This is a genomic window from Microbacterium sp. LWH10-1.2, from assembly GCF_038397765.1.
GTDB lineage: Bacteria > Actinomycetota > Actinomycetes > Actinomycetales > Microbacteriaceae > Microbacterium > Microbacterium natoriense.
The window spans coordinates 1,392,476-1,408,082 of the sequence record NZ_CP151638.1 but is presented as its reverse complement, the minus strand read 5'-3'; the positions used below and the strand labels follow the sequence as shown (position 1 = coordinate 1,408,082).

Sequence of the window (15,607 nt, the reverse complement as noted above, 5' to 3'; positions counted from 1 at the left end):
CGGCAGTGGGCGCACCCGCAAGCGTCGTACGTCGCGCGTCGGCTCAGGCGAAGAAGTCCTCATCGATCTCGACGACCTTGTACGTCTCGCGCACCTGGACCCCGACGCCGTAACGGATCATCAGGCTCGTGAGCCGCGCACCGTCGATGAGGATGACGCGCATCGGGACGCCTTCGGCATAGGCGCGCGCCCCCTCGGAGAACCGGCCCGTCGTGATGAAGACGCCGCTGTCCGCTTTTCCGCTGAGAGCCCCGACGAAACCCTGCACGTCGGGGCGCTGGACGACGTTGTGGTCGGCATAGCGCTTCGCCTGGATGTAGACGCGGCTGAGCCCGAGCACATCCTGATCGATGACCCCGTCGATCCCGCCGTCGTTGCTGCGCTGGGTCACGCTGCCGCCGCCGGTGGTTCCGCCGTAGCCCATGGCGAGCAGCAGTTCTACGACCGCCTGCTCGAAGAATCCGGGTTCCTTGCCCTGGAGTCGTTGGAGGAGCTCGGCGGCGACCTCCTCATCGATGCGCGCGATACCGCTCTGCACCTGCTCGATCGGTGTCATCGACTCGCCGTCGACCGCCGCGACCGTATCGCTGGGCTTCGCCCGCTCGGTCTTCTCGTAGAGGCTGATCGGCGATTCCGGGTCGGCACCGAGCACACGGATGTCGCGCTCGCGGATGCCGTCGGGAAAGGAGCCGATGAGCTGACGGCCGGCGTCTGTGATCGTGTAATGGCCCCGCTTCGGCCGTGCGAGCGCACCGACGTTGGTGAGGAACGAGACCGCCCAGCCGATGCGGTTCTCGTACTTGACCTGACTGCCCGACGGCAGCATCTCCTGCTTCTGAGACTCCGTCAGCCCCGCCGCGTCTGCGACCAGCGGCTGAAACTCCCGCCAGTGCCTGACGATCCCGTCGTCGAGAACGCGAAGCGTCGGGATCATGAACCCTTCCCAGTGTCGTCTCTGGAGTCTGCGACGACGCGATCGACGCCGCGCACGGTGTCGGGCGCACCGCGATGACCGTCAGCTTGCGCTCGTTCCTGAAAGTCCCCCGCCACCTTCGGTCCTTCGAGAGCATCGACGGACTGATCGGCTGGGCAGCGCTCCCGGCCGGCACGGCTCCGAACGCTCGGCCGTGGGGATCACATGGACCTCAGCGAGGTCCGCGAGAGCGTGAACGCGCTGCTCGGCTATCGCCCCGAGTAGTCGGCTACGCGCCTGGCGTGCTGGGCGGGCTGGACGGCCGATATCGGGTGGCGTGCTCGATGATGGGTTGGATCACATTCGTCACTTCGTCGTTGCCGGACTTGCCGTCCGGTGGTGCCTCCAAGACGCGCTTTCCGAAGAGAGTAAACATCGTCTGCCGTGCCTCGGGATCGTCGATCTCGTTCACGAACCCGCGGAACGCCTTGAGTTGGATCTCGATGCCGAGCGCCCACGTAGCGATGCGGTGGTAGTGGCTGGCTTGCCGCCCGAGGTAGGCAGCGACTCCAGCGAGCGCCGAGAGGATCGCTACTCGATACACGAGGCCACGCCAGTCATCAGCCGGATGTGTCGGGCTGTCGACGGCATAGTAAACGCCTAGAGCTACAGTTCCCACGAGCGTGGTAATCGTTCCGGTTCGGAACCAGAACGCTGAGCGGGCGTTCTTGTTCGCAGTCGTTTCGAATGAGCGCTCGAGAGTGGAAGTCGCGCTTTTCGTGGCTGCCTTCTCCGCAAGCTCCAGGGCGGCCTCGGCCCGTCCTGCGGCCTCGCTCGCGTCACGGACGGCCTCTTCTAGGCCAGAGGTGCGCTGCGTCACGTAAGCCATGACCGAGGAGGAGCGGCGCGACTCTTCACGCGCTTCTTTGATGAATCCCTTCAGCGCGTCAGTCTTCGGGGTTGAGTGCGCAGGGGCGGCCAGTGCATTGAAGATCGGGAAGAAGACATCGAGATTCCCGTCTACCCCGGAAAGTGCTTGGCGCTTCGCGTTCCCGGCCACTTGTCGATAGACGTTCTGCTGGGTGTAAGCCTCTCGCGCGGCGGTGGCGACGTGCCTCACCGCATCGTCGGGCAACTTTGCTGTCTCCGCCCATTCAAGAAGGCGTACCCATACCTCGACCAGAGGGAGAAGAGCGATCTCGTCGATTCCGACGTTGGGATTCTCCTTGAGCGCGTCGCGCTTCCTCGAGAAATCAGTGAAGACCTCGGACAGGACTTCTCGTTCGTCAGCCACGCAATCGCCCCTTCTCGCCCGTCGAATATGCGAGATTGCAAGTGGGCACAAGACACAAGATAGCGGAGCCGTGACTCATTCGAATCACGGCATAGGGCGTTACTACAGACCCAGGAATCCCTTCACGATCTCTACTAGGCCGCCCGCCGCCACGTCGGAGGCGATGCTGCCTGAAAGAGCGATCGCCCCGTTCCGCACCCCGTCGAGGATGCGTTTGGTCTTCGTGCCGTCCAATGAGCGCTCAGCCTGCACTGCGGCCACGAACTCTTCGGCGACGTCAGCAGAGAGGCCGTTCGCTTCTGCCTCGCGTCGCAACGCAGCGAGGTCGCCCATTTCGACTCGCGACCGCTGCCGAATCTCAGAGCCAGCTGCCACGTTCGTGCCGTCGCCATAGATGTTGTTGGTCATGTGGATCACTGTGCTCGACAGTCCCGGCTCAGACGCAACGGTTGGCCCGCCGGGAGTGCCCGCCTCGGGATAGTCAGTCTGAAGTTCGAGCGCGAACTCCATCGCCTTCGAGCGGATGATGTCAATCAAACCCTTAAGGCTCTGACGCGTGATCACGTTGTGCGCGGAGAACAGCCTGTGAAATTGCATGCGGAAGACCCCGGAGTCCTCATAGGCCTTGACGATCATCGCCGGCCATTCGCGCTGAGGATCCTTCTCTAGTTCCGACAGCGCCTGAAGCTCCGTGAGCGGCACGCGGAACTCCACCAACCACATCGACTCCAACTCAGGCGTCGGGATGGTGAGCTGCTGCCTGATTACCGACTGATACGGACCCGTGAACACGCCCATGACAGATGTGTTCATGGTGCGATACGAGGGGAGCTCAGCTTCGGCGTCGTATCCAGCTAGCTCGCTCTTGGCCCAGGCCACGACATCGGTAGCGCCAAGGCGGTGAGCAACGACTTGCACCTTGCGCAAGAGATCGGCGGTTGCCACTGACGAATCGGTGCTGGCGTTGATGATGTCGTCGAGGATCGTCACGGTGGTCAAGCTACACGGAAACCGGAACAGTGAGCGGTCCGGAACGCGATACCAACTGGTAGCGGCGCGGTAGCGGAAACAAAAAAGCCCCGGAAAACCGGAGCTGATCTGGGAATTCAAGTGTGCGCGATACTGGGATCGAACCAGTGACCTCTTCCGTGTCAGGGAAGCGCGCTACCGCTGCGCCAATCGCGCCCGTTGGGGCTATTCAGTTTTCTGAGAGGTGGCGACGGGATTCGAACCCGTGTAAACGGCTTTGCAGGCCGGTGCCTAGCCGCTCGGCCACGCCACCGTGTGGATTGACCCCACGTGCCGAAGGCCCTCCGAAGAAGGCCCCTGCACTTGAGCGGATGACGAGACTCGAACTCGCGACCCCAACCTTGGCAAGGTTGTGCGCTACCAACTGCGCTACATCCGCGTTGTTCCCGGGTTGTTGCCCCGAGCACTTGATAAACATTAGCCGACGATCGGCGGTTGTCAAAACCAGACCCGAATCTCGCGCGTGTCCCGCGATCTGGTCAACAGGGCCTCCGACGGTCGGGTAGTATCGGTTGACGTACCCCACGGGTATGGGCGATTGGCGCAGTTGGTAGCGCGCTTCCTTCACACGGAAGAGGTCATCGGTTCGAGTCCGGTATCGCCCACCACAGAACCCCGCAGAGCTTCGACTCCGCGGGGTTTCTTCGTCTCACCGCAGCAGAAGGCCCGACCGGCTCAGTCTCGGGTGTCGGAGCCCACGGCTACCGTTCACACCGTGTCAGACCTTCCTCCCCTGCCAGGGCCGTGCGGACTCTGCGGGGGTCTGCGCGGCACGCGGCGCGAAGGTTCCCTGATCTGCGTCGACTGCGGCTGGCGCTACGGAGATGCGCCTGACCCGGACCTGCCTCTTCCCGTGATCGAAGTGGTCTACTACCTCCGATACGACCGCCGCGTGAAGATCGGCACGAGCCGGAGGCCACGGCAGCGCCTCGCGAGCATCCGGCACGACGAGCTCCTCGCCTTCGAACAGGGCGGCAGGGCCCTCGAACAGCAGCGGCATCGAGAGTTCGCCTCGGTCAGGGAGGGCGGCGAGTGGTTCACCCTGACCGACGAGGTGAGAGCGCATATCGCGGCTCTGCGCGAACGCGGCGAGCCGTGGACGCTCTATGCCCGCTGGCTGAGCGATGCCCTTCGGTGACCTCACACGTCGATGACGGTGCCGCCGGACAGGTCCGGCAGCACCGTCGTCGTCGCTCTCACGCGTGAGCCGCAGAGACCTTCACGCGGGCCGGCTGAGGCTGCGAGAACAGCACGACCACGATCACCGCGACGCCGACCACGACGTGCGGCAGCCAGACGTTGAGAGCCTGTCCCGAGAAGCCGAACAACCACGGCGACAGCGCGAGGAACAGGCTCGCCACGATGTCGAACACGAGGTGGACCGGCATCGGAATGAACCCGAACGGACCCCACTCGTACTTGGTGAAGAGGCTGTAGACGATGAGCCCGACACCGAGCACGATCGGGATGACGACGGCAGCGCCCCCGACGCTGGAGAAGCCGAACAGCCACGGTGCGGCGATCAACGCCACGCCGACGAAGTAGTCGAGGGCACCGTGGACCTTGGTGGGGATGAAACGCATGATTCCTCCTTAGCTGCGCCGCGGATCGCGACTCACAGCTGGTTCGGAGCGCAGGGGGAAACGGATTGCCGACTTACCCGCATACCCTGGGGACGTGCCCGAGATCCGCCCCGCCTCTCGCCCCGTCGCCATCGCACGCATGCTCGTCGGGGCCGCCGTCATCGGCACCCTGATCTACACGTATGCGATCGGCATCCCGGCACAGGGAGCGAATCCGTTCGACTACTTCGGCTACTTCACGAACCTCACCAGCCTGCTGACCGGCCTGATCCTGATCGCGAGCGGGGCTGCGGCGGCAGTCACCCGCACCGTGCCGGACTGGATGCCGCAGGCGCGCGGCGCGGCCGTCACCTGCATGATCATCGTCGCCCTGATCTACAACCTCATCGTCCCGGGTACGGGAACCGCTCCCGCGTGGGTCAGCATCACGCTCCACCTCGTGTTCCCCGTGCTGCTGGTGCTGGACTGGCTCCTCGTCGGCGATCGGCCGCCGCTGCCCTGGCGGCGGCTCTGGATCGTCCTCCCCTATCCGCTGACCTGGCTCGTCGTGACGCTCGTCCGCGGCGCGACAGACGGATGGGTCCCCTACGGATTCCTCCTTCCCGAACGGGGCGCCGCACAACTCGCGGCCACCGCCGGAGGCCTGCTGCTCGCCCTCCTCGCCGCGGCTGCACTGGTCTGGACGATGAGTCGTCAGCGCGGGGTCGCCACGGCGTCGACCGGGTTCGCGGGGTAGTCCCAGGCTCGACTGCTACGGTGACCGGGTCGGCACCTCGCCGACGTCAGGGAAGACTTCTTGTCGACCAACGGGCTCCATCAGCCATTTCGTTCTCCGTCGCCTCCTCTGGGTGATCCTAGGAGCGCGCCATGCCCGCCCATTCCCTTTCCGACCCGATCGACTCCTCTGCGCTCGACTGGGCACTCCCCGCGACGCTTCCTGCCGGTTCGACGGCCGTGGTGTACTGCGAGGGACAGTTCGGCGAGCAGGACGGCAAGACCGCCAACGGACTCGTGCGCCACTCCGAGAAGTACGAGATCCTCAGCGTCATCGACAGCACACGCGCGTTCCAGGACACGGGTGCGTTCCTCGACGGCGCGGACAACGGCATCCCGATCCTCGCGAACCTCGCCCAGGCGATCGTCAACGCCGGGCGGGTGCCCGACTACCTCATCTGCGGTGTCGCCCCCGCCGACGGGCTCATCTCCCCCGCGGTGCGCCGGGCCCTGCTCGACGGCATCTCACGGGGAATGCACATCGTCAGCGGTCTGCACGAGTTCCTCGGCGACGATGCCGAGTTCGTCTCCGCGAGCATCGCCGCAGGAGTCACCATCACCGATGTGCGCCGCCCGCGCGACAAGAAGGACCTCCACCTCTTCTCCGGTCGGATCTTCGACGTGACCTGCCCTCGGATCGCGATCCTCGGCACCGACGGCGCCATCGGCAAGCGGACCACCGCGACGCTCCTCGTCCGTGCCCTCACCGATGCCGGCATCCGGGCGGTCCTCGTCGGCACCGGCCAGACCACGATCATCCAGGGGGGACGCTATGGAGTCGCCCTCGACGCGCTCGTGCCCCAGTTCTGCTCGGGCGAGGTCGAGAACCAGGTCGTCGCGGCCTTCGAAGGCGAGGATCCCGACGTGATCATCGTCGAAGGACAGGGCGCACTCAGCCACCCCGCGTACCTGACCTCGGCGCACATCCTCCGGGGAAGCCGCCCCGAAGCCGTCATCGTGCAGCACGCACCGGCCCGCAAGACGCTCGGCGACTTCCCGATGGTCGCGATGCCGTCCGTCGCGAGCGAGGTGGCGCTCATCGAGTCTTTCGCCGACACCCGCGTGATCGGCGTCACGGTCAACCATGAGGATCTCACCGCTCCCCAGCTCGCCGCAGCGATCGACGAGATCGAAGGGGAGCTCGGCATCCCCGCCACCGATCCGCTCACGAGGCCGGCGAGCGAGCTCGTGGAGATGGTGCTTCAGGCCTTCCCCGCGCTCAGCCCTCAGCTCGCCAGCCGTAACGCCGGCTGAGGGCGCCGGAGACCCGGCCGAAACGGACCTTGTCGAGGACGGCGGCTTCGCGCCTCAGCCCGCGCTCGTGGACGCTGTACAGCTGCTCGATGTCGACCCACGATTCCCTGCCCTGCGAGTCCCAGGAGCCGGAGCCGATCGACAGGAAGTCCCTGTCCCGTTCGTGCGCCTTGCTGGTCATCCGCACCGCGTACACGCGGTCCGACGACTGGCGGCCGATCACGAGCACCGGCCGGTCCTTGCCCCTGCCGTCGTTCTCCTCATAGGGCACCCACGTCCAGATGACCTCTCCGGCGTCCGGAGCGCCGTCACGCGCCGGCGCGTAGGAGATCCGCAGGTCACGGATGCGCTCCGGATCGATGCGCACGGTGTCGGTGCCCGCGGCCTGCCCCGGCTCGACGTCATGCCCGGAATCCGCGGAGCCGGTGCGCTCAGAATCCGTCTTCAGGCGCGCCCTCGGGCGTGTCGGAGAGCCCTGGGAGGGCGTTCTGCGCCCGGATCCCACCGCCTTGAGGAGGATCTCGAGGATCGAGGTCAGGATGCCGTTGCCATTGCCCACAGGGTCACCCTATCCGCTGCCGCACCACGTCAGCGCACGCCGGAAGGGCGTCTCGGTTCAGGGGAACCGAGACGCCCTTCCGCGTTCGCACGACGATGCTGTAGGCGCTCACGCGTCCGCGAGCGCGTACCCCTCCTCGCCGTGCACGACCAGGTCTACTCCTGCGATCTCGTCCTCGTTCGTGATGCGGAACCCGATCGTCTTCTCGATCGCGAAGCCGATCACGAAGGAGATGATGAACGAGTAGAGCAGCACGCCCACCGCGGCGATCGCCTGCACCGCCAGCTGACGGAGGTCGCCACCGACGAAGAGGCCGGTGCCGGTCGCGAAGAGTCCGAGGTAGAGCGTGCCGAACAGGCCGCCGACGAGGTGGATGCCCACCACGTCGAGCGAGTCGTCGAACCCCAGGCGGAACTTCAGCTCGACCGCCAGCGCGCACAGGATGCCGGCCAGGGCGCCGAGCAGCAGCGACCACCCCGGCGTCAGGTTCGCGCAGGCCGGAGTGATGGCCACGAGACCGGCAACCGCACCGGACGCCGCCCCGACAGAGGTCGCCTTGCCGTCCTTGATGCGCTCGACGAGGATCCAGCCGAGGATCGCCGCCGCGGTGGCGCCCAGGGTGTTGAGGCCGATCAGACCGACGCCGCCCATGTCCTCAGCGAGCCATTCCGCACCCGCGTTGAAGCCGAACCACCCGAACCACAGCAGGGCGGCCCCCAGGAGCGTCAGCGGGACGTTGTGGGGCTTCAGGATGCCCTTCTGGAAGCCGATGCGCTTGCCGAGGACGATCGCCAGCGCGAGGGCCGCCGCACCCGCGTTGATGTGCACGGCGGTTCCACCGGCGTAGTCGATGACGGCGATGCCGCTGTCCTCGCCGAACAGGGTGGTGCCGAGATTCATGATCCAGCCGCCGCCCCAGACCCACGCGGCCACCGGGAAGTAGCCGACCGTCGCGAACACGCCGGCGAAGATCAGCCAGGATCCGAACTTCGCGCGGTCGGCGATCGCGCCGGAGATCAGTGCGACCGTGATGATCGCGAAGGTCGCACCGTACGCGACCCCGAGCAGGGCGACGTTGGATCCTTCGCCGCTGGCCAGCGAGCTCAGGCCGAAGTCCGCGAAGGGGTTGCCGGCGAAGGCGGTCGGGCTGTCGACGGCGCTCATCGAGAATCCGAAGAGGATCCAGAGCACCGCGACGAGACCGATCGAGCCGAAGCTCATCATCATCATGCTCACGACGCTCTTCGCCTTGACGAGGCCTCCGTAGAAGAAGGCGACTCCGGGCGTCATCAGCAGCACGAGAGCCGTCGCTGTGATCGCCCAGGAGATGTTGCCGGGTGCATCCATGTGTAAACCTCACATTCGGGAAACTGTGAGGTTCAGTGTGGCGACACCCGATTTCCGGGATGCGTGAAGTTTGTTGCGCGCACGTTACAGGCTGAGCGCCCGTGTGAACATCGCGTTACGCAGGTCAGCGTTCGGCGTGGGTGAGGGCGTTCAGACGCGAGATCGCCCGCAGGTACTTCTTGCGGTAGCCGCCGCCGAGCATCTCCTCGGCGAAGACCTGATCCAGGCTGACGCCGGTGGCCACGATCGGGATCTGCGCGTCGTAGACCCGGTCGACGAAGGCGACGAAGCGCAGCGCCTCCGACTGATCGGTCAGCACGCGCACATCGCGAAGGCCCACGAGCCCGAGGCCCGTGATCAGACGGATGTACCGCGAGGGGTGCACGCGGGCGAGGTGGGAGATCACGTCGCCGAACGCGTCATCGGATGCCGCGCCCCCGGTCGCACCCTTCGCGATGGCGTCGGCGTACTCCGCATCGGACGACACGACGGCATGGCCGTCGAGCGCACGCTGGCGGAAGTCGACGCCGTCGATCCGCAGCGTCTCGAAGCTGTCGGACATGGCGTGGATCTCCCTCAGGAAATCCTGGGCGGCGAAGCGCCCCTCGCCGAGCGCGTTCGGCGGGGTGTTGGAGGTCGCGGCGAGCTTGGTACCGGTGGGGACGAGCTCTCCGAGGAGACGCGTCATCACCATGGTGTCGCCGGGGTCGTCGAGTTCGAACTCGTCGATGCAGAGCAGATCGGCGCCCTTCAGCAGATCGACCGTGTTCTTGTACCCGAGGGCTCCCACCAGGGCGGTGTACTCGATGAACGAGCCGAAGTACTTCCTGCGCGCGGGCATCGCGTGATAGATCGAGGCGAGGAGGTGCGTCTTGCCGACGCCGAAGCCTCCGTCGAGGTACACGCCCGGCTTGATCTCGGGCTCCTTCTTCGCCCGGCTGAACAGACCTCCGCGCTTCACCGGCGCACCACGCCCTGCGAACCGGATCAGGGTCTCCTTCGCCTCCTCCTGAGAGGGGTACGCGGCGTCCGCGCGATAGCTGTCGAACGTCGCTCCATCGAACTGGGGCGGGGGCACCAGGCTCGCGAGCATCTCAGGACCGGTGACGGTCGGCTGGCGCTCGGTCAGGTGCACGACGCCCGTGGCGGTGGTGGTGTCAGTCATCGTTTTCCTGTGTCGAAGTCTTACGAATCCGGTGCCGGGGGCGCAGCGGGGATCTATCGTCGAAGGGACGGCTCAACACTACGCCGTCCGCACCTGCGTCATCGCCCGCTCAACGTCTGAGGAGATCCCTGTGGCCATCGAGTTCGATTCGTCTTCGTCCAAGTTCGCCGAGTACGCGGAACCCGGCCGTCTGGTCACCACCGACTGGCTCGCCGCGCACCTCGGCGAGCCGGGACTCGTCGTGGTCGAGTCCGATGAAGACGTGCTGCTCTACGAGACGGGCCACATCCCGGGGTCCGTGAAGGTGGACTGGCACACCGAGCTCAACGACCCTGTCGTCCGCGACTACGTCGACGGCGAGGGCTTCGCGACGCTCCTGAGCAGCAAGGGCATCTCCCGCGACGACACCGTCGTGATCTACGGCGACAAGAACAACTGGTGGGCGGCCTACGCGCTGTGGGTCTTCTCGCTCTTCGGCCACGAGGACGTGCGCCTCCTCGACGGCGGCCGCGACCGCTGGATCGCGGAGGGACGCGAGATCACCCGCGAAGCCACCGTCCGCCCCGCGACCGAGTACCCCGTGATCGAGCGCGACGACTCCGTCATCCGCGCCTACAAGGAGGACGTGCTCGCCCACATCGGCAACCCGCTGATCGACGTGCGCTCCCCCGAGGAGTACAGCGGTGAGCGCACCACCGCCCCGGCCTATCCCGAGGAGGGCGCCCTTCGCGCCGGCCACATCCCGACAGCGCAGAGCGTGCCGTGGGGCAAGGCGGTCGCCGAGGACGGCGGCTTCAAGCCGCGTGCCGAGCTGGACGCCATCTACCGCGAGGGCGCGGGTCTCGCCGACGGCGACCAGGTCGTCGCGTACTGCCGCATCGGGGAGCGCTCCAGCCACACCTGGTTCGTGCTGACGCACCTGCTCGGGTTCGAGAACGTCCGCAACTACGACGGCTCCTGGACCGAATGGGGCAGCGCGGTGCGCGTGCCGATCGTCACCGGGGCAGAGCCCGGCACCCTCTGACGGTGCGAGAATGTCAGGGATGACCACCAGCACCGTCCCCGACGTCCTCGCCGAGATCCGCGATTCCTTTCTGGAGACCCCGGAGCCCGATCGGCTCCTGCTCCTGCTCGAGTTCGCGGACGAGCTGCCCGCCGTGTCGGACGAGGTCGCCGCTCACCCGGAGATGTGCGAGCGGGTCGCCGAGTGCCAGTCCCCCGTCTACATCTACGTCGAGGTGCACGACGGCGTCGTGACGATGCACGCGACCGCTCCCCCGGAGGCCCCGACGACCAGGGGCTTCGCCAGCATCCTGGTGCAGGGGATCTCCGGACTCACCGTCGACGAGGTCCTCTCGATCCCCGAGGACTATCCGCAGTCGATCGGCCTGACCAAGCTCGTCTCCCCGCTGCGCATCGGCGGCATGACGGGCATGCTGATGCGCGCCAAGAACCAGGTCAGGCAGAAGAGCTGAAGCCGTTCCCGCTCACCCAGTCGGTGATGGATGCCGTCCACGCCGTCTGGTCGTAGTTCCACAGCTTGGTGTGCCGCGCCACCGTGAAGCGCGGCATCGTCACGATGTCCGGACGGGCCTGCTGGAGCGCGTGGGAAGCGTCTGACGGGACGAAGCCGTCGTCGTCGCTGTGCAGGATGAGGATCGGCACGTCGAGCTCCTCGGCCCTGGCCACCATGTCGAGCCGGTCGAAGGAGATGGCGTCGTCCGCTCCGCTCAAGCGCGCGGTGAGCGGGAACTGGAGGGCACCCATGGCCATGTCCGGCAGCGGACCCCTGAGCCCGGACTCCCTCGCCTGGAACCGCAGGACGGTGCGCCAGTCGACCACCGGCGACTCGAGGATGAGTCCGGCGATCCTGCTGCGATTCGCCGAGTTGACCGCGGTCTGCAGCGAGATCGCTCCGCCCATCGACCACCCCATCAGGATGACGCGCTCGGCGCCGTGGCGCAGCGCGTAGGAGATCGCCGTGTCCACGTCGCGCCACTCCGCAGCACCCAGCGCATACGCGCCGGCTCTGCTCCGTGGCGCCTCGCCGTCGTTGCGATACGACACCACGAGGTTCGGGAGCCCTGCGGCGTGCAGCACCGGCACGGCCCTGAGGCACTCCGCCCGCACCGCTCCGCGCCCGTGGACCTGGATCACCCATGTCGACGACTCCCCGGGGAAGTACCACGCAGGGCACGGACCGGCGGGGGATCCGATCAGGACGTTCTCCCAGCGCAGGTGCAGTTCGCTCGGGGTCGAGTAGTAGTAGCCGCTGAACGTCGCGTCCCGGTCGACCCTGGCGCCCGGCTCGATCTGCGTGAGCAGCTTGCGCCGCACCGTCGTGGCATCGGCGCTGAGCACCGCGCCCAGCTTCACGTAGCCGTAGGTTCCGGTCGTGAACAGGCCGTAGCGCCCCGGGAGCTCCGTGTCGAGGGTCCGCTGCAGCTCGATCGTCTGCGCGCCCGTGTCGACAGCGCGGATGACCGTGTCCAGCGGCCTCCTGCCCGGGGTGACCACGCGACGGGCGGTGCCGAACACGAGCAGGGCGACCGCGGCCCCGAGCGCGAGCAGTGCGGGGACAAGGAGCGCAACGGCGTGCCTGAGACTCTTCATCGCCTCCTGACTCTAGCCTGTTGCCGTGACCGCACAGCCCGATGACGGGACCCTCTTCGACGCCGCCGTGGCCGAACTGCGTGAGACCGCCTTCCGTGCGGACATCGCCGTTCGGGAGATCACCACGCCCCAGGGCCTCGCCCCCTTCGCGATCGCGCTCGCCGCGGACGTCCGCCCCGACGACACAGGAGACTCGGTGTACGGCACCGGGCGCTTCGTCCTCCTCCACGATCCCGATGCTCCGGCGCCGTGGGACGGCCCGTGGCGCATCGTGCTGTTCGCCCAGGCTCCCCTGGAGCCGGAGATCGGCACGGACCCGCTGCTCGCGGACGTCGCCTGGTCCTGGCTGGTGGATGCTCTCGACTCGAGGGATGCGATCTACCACTCTGCATCCGGCACCTCGACCAAGACGCTGTCGAAGGGTTTCGGCGGGCTCGCCGTCGAGGGCGACGGCGCACAGATAGAATTGCGGGCGTCCTGGACTCCAGAGGGCCCGTTCAGACCGCACGTCGAGGCATGGGCCGAACTGGTCGGAATGCTGGCGGGTCTTCCGCCCGGATCCGAGGGCATCGCCGTGATCGGCGCGCGAAAGGCTGCACGTGACTGAATACTCCGTGATCTCGGATTCCGAGGAGTTCCTGGCGGCATGCGCCGCACTCGCCGAGGGCACAGGTCCCGTCGCCGTGGACGTGGAGCGGGCATCCGGGTTCCGCTACTCCCAGCGGGCGTACCTCGTGCAGGTGTTCCGCCGGGGCGCGGGGGTCTTCCTCTTCGACCCTCCGGCCATCGGGGACTTCGCGCCGCTGCAGGCCGCGATCGGCGACGTCGAGTGGGTGTTCCACGCGGCGAGTCAGGATCTGCCGTCGCTGCGGGAGCTCGAGCTGGTCCCTGCGACGATCTTCGACACCGAGCTGGCGTCCCGACTCCTCGGACACGAACGCGTCGGCCTCGCCGCCGTCGTCGAGGAGACCCTCGGCATCGTCCTGAAGAAGGAGCACTCGGCATCCGACTGGTCGACCCGGCCGCTGCCGCCGGCATGGCTGGAGTACGCCGCGCTCGATGTCCTCCACCTCATCGACGTGCAGGAGGTGCTGGTCGCCGAGCTCGAGGAGCAGGGCAAGACCGAGTTCGCCGCGGAGGAGTTCGCCGCCACGATCACCCGGCTGCCGAAGCCTCCTCGCGAGGACCCGTGGCGTCGGCTGAGCGGTCTCCACCAGGTGCGCGGTGCGCGCAACCTCGCGGTGGCCCGTGAGCTGTGGCGGGCGCGTGAGGCCTTCGCGCAGGAGCAGGACGTCTCCCCCGGAAGGCTGGTGCCCGATCGTTCGCTGGTGGCCGCCGTGCTCGCCAACCCGCAGAGCAAGTCGGCGCTCGCCGGCACCAAGGACTTCCAGGGCAGGGCCAGCCGCACCCAGATCGATAGGTGGTGGCAGGCGATCGTCGACGGCCGCGCCGCCGAGGTGCTGCCGCGCGAGCGCGTTCCCAGCGACACGCTGCCCCCGCCCCGCGCGTGGGCCGACCGCAATCCCGAGGCGGACGCCCGGCTCAAGGCCGCACGCCCCGTGGTGGAGGCCGTCGCCGAGGAGCTCGGCATGCCCACGGAGAATCTGCTCACCCCGGAGTTCCTCCGTCGCGTCGCGTGGGATCTGCCGGGGACGACCGTCGAAGAGATCGGCACAGCGCTCGCCGCGCTGGGAGCGCGCCCGTGGCAGATTGCACAGACTGCACAGAAGATCGCCGACGCCTTTGTAGAGGCTGGTCAATCGCCCGACGAGACCCCCACACCCGCTTCGTAGGTTCGATCCAACCGATTCCTCCCGCCTCCGCGGCCTTCCTAGACTGAGGACACCGCACAAACTTGGAGGCAGAGTGGCCGAGATCTCGGACGTCTTCTTCGTCGATGGAGTGCGCACCCCCTTCGGGCGCGCCGGCGAAAAGGGCATGTACTGGAACACCCGCGCAGATGACCTCGCCGTGAAGGCGACCATCGGCCTGATGGAGCGGAACTCGGCCGTCCCGGCCGACCGCATCGACGACGTCGCGATCGCCGCGACCTCGCAGACCGGAGACCAGGGCCTCACTCTCGGCCGCTCGGTGGCGATCCTCGCCGGCCTTCCGCAGACGGTCCCCGGCCTCGCCGTCGAGCGCATGTGCGCCGGCGCCATGACGAGCGTCACCACGATGGCGGCGTCGATCGGCATCGGCATGTACGACTTCGCCCTCGCCGGCGGCGTCGAGCACATGGGACACCACCCCATCGGCGGCAACGCCGACCCGAACCCCCGATTCGTCGCGGAGCGCATGGTCGACCCCGGCGCGCTGAACATGGGAGTGACGGCGGAGCGCATCTTCGACCGCTTCCCGCACCTCACCAAGGAGCGCTCCGACCGGTTCGGCATGCTCAGCCAGCACAAGGTGCAGGCCGCCTACGACGCGGGCAAGATCCAGCCCGACCTCGTGTCCGTCGCGACGAAGGACGCCGACGGCGCCTGGGGCCTCGCGACCGAGGACGAGGGCCGCCGCCCGCAGACGACCATGGAGGACCTCGCCGCCCTCAAGACCCCGTTCCGTCCCCACGGACGCGTCACCGCCGGCACCTCCTCTCCCCTCACCGACGGCGCGACGATGTCGCTGCTCGCCGGAGGCGGAGCGGTCAAGGAGTTCGGTCTCACGCCCAAGATGCGCATGGTGTCGTTCGCCTTCGCCGGCGTGCAGCCGGAGATCATGGGCATCGGCCCGATCCCGTCGACCGAGAAGGCCCTCAAGAAGGCCGGTCTCACCATCGACGACATCGGTCTGTTCGAGCTCAACGAGGCCTTCGCCATCCAGGTGATCTCCCTGCTCGACCACTTCGGGATCGCCGACGACGACCCCCGGGTCAACCAGTGGGGCGGTGCGATCGCGCTCGGTCACCCGCTCGCTGCATCCGGCGTGCGCCTGATGATCCAGCTCGCCGCGCAGTTCGCTGAGCGTCCTGACGTGCGCTACGGCCTCACCGCGATGTGCGTCGGCCTCGGTCAGGGCGGCTCCGTCATCTGGGAGAACCCGCACTACAACGGCAAGAAGAGGAAGTAAGTCA

The 15,607-nt window shown here is 67.3% G+C and carries 16 protein-coding genes and 4 tRNA genes; 9 read left to right on the top strand and 11 right to left on the bottom strand.

All coding sequences use genetic code 11. The features are described 5' to 3' along the window. Positions 1–43: 43 nt before the first annotated feature. The 6 genes from MRBLWH10_RS06700 to MRBLWH10_RS06675 form a co-directional block, all read right to left on the bottom strand. Positions 44–934: a restriction endonuclease gene (locus tag MRBLWH10_RS06700; protein WP_341942096.1), complete on the bottom strand. Its 891-nt coding sequence runs from the start codon at positions 932–934 to the stop codon at positions 44–46. A gap of 268 nt (positions 935–1,202) precedes the next feature. After that, a complete protein-coding gene (locus MRBLWH10_RS06695; RefSeq protein ID WP_341942095.1) occupies positions 1,203–2,207 on the bottom strand; it encodes a hypothetical protein in 1,005 nt (334 codons plus the stop codon). 102 nt (positions 2,208–2,309) lie between these two features. Then, a complete protein-coding gene (locus MRBLWH10_RS06690) occupies positions 2,310–3,197 on the bottom strand; it encodes a hypothetical protein (RefSeq protein WP_341942094.1) in 888 nt (295 codons plus the stop codon). A gap of 123 nt (positions 3,198–3,320) precedes the next feature. Beyond that, positions 3,321–3,392: transfer RNA gene (locus MRBLWH10_RS06685), tRNA-Val, on the bottom strand. Positions 3,393–3,418: 26 nt separating this feature from the next. Continuing rightward, a tRNA-Cys gene (locus MRBLWH10_RS06680) sits at positions 3,419–3,489 on the bottom strand. Positions 3,490–3,542: 53 nt separating this feature from the next. After that, positions 3,543–3,615, bottom strand: a tRNA-Gly gene (locus MRBLWH10_RS06675). Positions 3,616–3,768: 153 nt separating this feature from the next. On the opposite strand from MRBLWH10_RS06675, the gene MRBLWH10_RS06670 reads away from it, so the two are divergent. Then, positions 3,769–3,844: transfer RNA gene (locus MRBLWH10_RS06670), tRNA-Val, on the top strand. Positions 3,845–4,089: 245 nt separating this feature from the next. After that, entirely contained in the window at positions 4,090–4,374 is a 285-nt protein-coding gene (locus MRBLWH10_RS06665; RefSeq protein ID WP_341942093.1) for a GIY-YIG nuclease family protein, read from the top strand. Between the two features lie 58 nt (positions 4,375–4,432). On the opposite strand, the gene MRBLWH10_RS06660 is transcribed toward MRBLWH10_RS06665, so the two are convergent. Then, positions 4,433–4,819 carry an SPW repeat protein gene (locus tag MRBLWH10_RS06660; protein ID WP_341942092.1) on the bottom strand — a complete coding sequence of 129 codons (387 nt, stop codon included), beginning with the start codon at positions 4,817–4,819 and terminating at the stop codon, positions 4,433–4,435. A 94-nt stretch (positions 4,820–4,913) separates the two neighbouring features. Between MRBLWH10_RS06660 and MRBLWH10_RS06655 the strand changes: the two genes are divergently transcribed. Both MRBLWH10_RS06655 and MRBLWH10_RS06650 read left to right on the top strand, forming a co-directional pair. Further along, a complete protein-coding gene (locus MRBLWH10_RS06655; protein ID WP_341942091.1) occupies positions 4,914–5,555 on the top strand; it encodes a Pr6Pr family membrane protein in 642 nt (213 codons plus the stop codon). Positions 5,556–5,686: 131 nt separating this feature from the next. Next, positions 5,687–6,847 carry a DUF1611 domain-containing protein gene (locus tag MRBLWH10_RS06650; protein ID WP_105673091.1) on the top strand — a complete coding sequence of 387 codons (1,161 nt, stop codon included), beginning with the start codon at positions 5,687–5,689 and terminating at the stop codon, positions 6,845–6,847. Here MRBLWH10_RS06650 and MRBLWH10_RS06645 read toward each other — a convergent pair. The 3 genes from MRBLWH10_RS06645 to zapE form a co-directional block, all read right to left on the bottom strand. Then, entirely contained in the window at positions 6,813–7,406 is a 594-nt protein-coding gene (locus tag MRBLWH10_RS06645; RefSeq protein WP_341942090.1) for a type II toxin-antitoxin system PemK/MazF family toxin, read from the bottom strand. The genes MRBLWH10_RS06650 and MRBLWH10_RS06645 overlap by 35 nt on opposite strands. A 108-nt stretch (positions 7,407–7,514) precedes the next feature. Continuing rightward, positions 7,515–8,753, bottom strand: a complete 1,239-nt coding sequence (locus MRBLWH10_RS06640) for an ammonium transporter (protein WP_341942089.1) — start codon at positions 8,751–8,753, stop codon at positions 7,515–7,517. 124 nt (positions 8,754–8,877) lie between these two features. Beyond that, entirely contained in the window at positions 8,878–9,918 is a 1,041-nt protein-coding gene (zapE, locus tag MRBLWH10_RS06635; RefSeq protein ID WP_105673088.1) for a cell division protein ZapE, read from the bottom strand. Between the two features lie 130 nt (positions 9,919–10,048). Here zapE and MRBLWH10_RS06630 point away from each other — a divergent pair, with 130 nt between their 5' ends. Then, entirely contained in the window at positions 10,049–10,942 is an 894-nt protein-coding gene (locus MRBLWH10_RS06630; RefSeq protein ID WP_341942088.1) for a sulfurtransferase, read from the top strand. A 19-nt stretch (positions 10,943–10,961) separates the two neighbouring features. Continuing rightward, on the top strand, positions 10,962–11,393 hold the full coding sequence (locus tag MRBLWH10_RS06625) for a SufE family protein (protein WP_341942087.1): 432 nt from the start codon (positions 10,962–10,964) through the stop codon (positions 11,391–11,393). Here the strand turns inward: MRBLWH10_RS06625 and MRBLWH10_RS06620 are convergent. Continuing rightward, complete coding sequence (locus MRBLWH10_RS06620) at positions 11,377–12,531, bottom strand: alpha/beta fold hydrolase (protein ID WP_341942086.1); 1,155 nt, start codon at positions 12,529–12,531, stop codon at positions 11,377–11,379. The two genes, MRBLWH10_RS06625 and MRBLWH10_RS06620, sit on opposite strands and share 17 nt — an antisense overlap. Before the next feature lie 25 nt (positions 12,532–12,556). Here MRBLWH10_RS06620 and MRBLWH10_RS06615 point away from each other — a divergent pair, with 25 nt between their 5' ends. The 3 genes from MRBLWH10_RS06615 (at position 12,557) to MRBLWH10_RS06605 (ending at position 15,603) form a co-directional block, all read left to right on the top strand. Beyond that, entirely contained in the window at positions 12,557–13,138 is a 582-nt protein-coding gene (locus MRBLWH10_RS06615; protein WP_223586378.1) for a DUF3000 domain-containing protein, read from the top strand. Then, positions 13,131–14,324: a ribonuclease D gene (locus MRBLWH10_RS06610; RefSeq protein WP_341942085.1), complete on the top strand. Its 1,194-nt coding sequence runs from the start codon at positions 13,131–13,133 to the stop codon at positions 14,322–14,324. The genes MRBLWH10_RS06615 and MRBLWH10_RS06610 overlap by 8 nt, the downstream gene beginning before the upstream one ends. Positions 14,325–14,397: 73 nt before the next feature. Beyond that, complete coding sequence (locus MRBLWH10_RS06605; protein ID WP_341942084.1) at positions 14,398–15,603, top strand: thiolase family protein; 1,206 nt, start codon at positions 14,398–14,400, stop codon at positions 15,601–15,603. Positions 15,604–15,607: the final 4 nt, after the last annotated feature.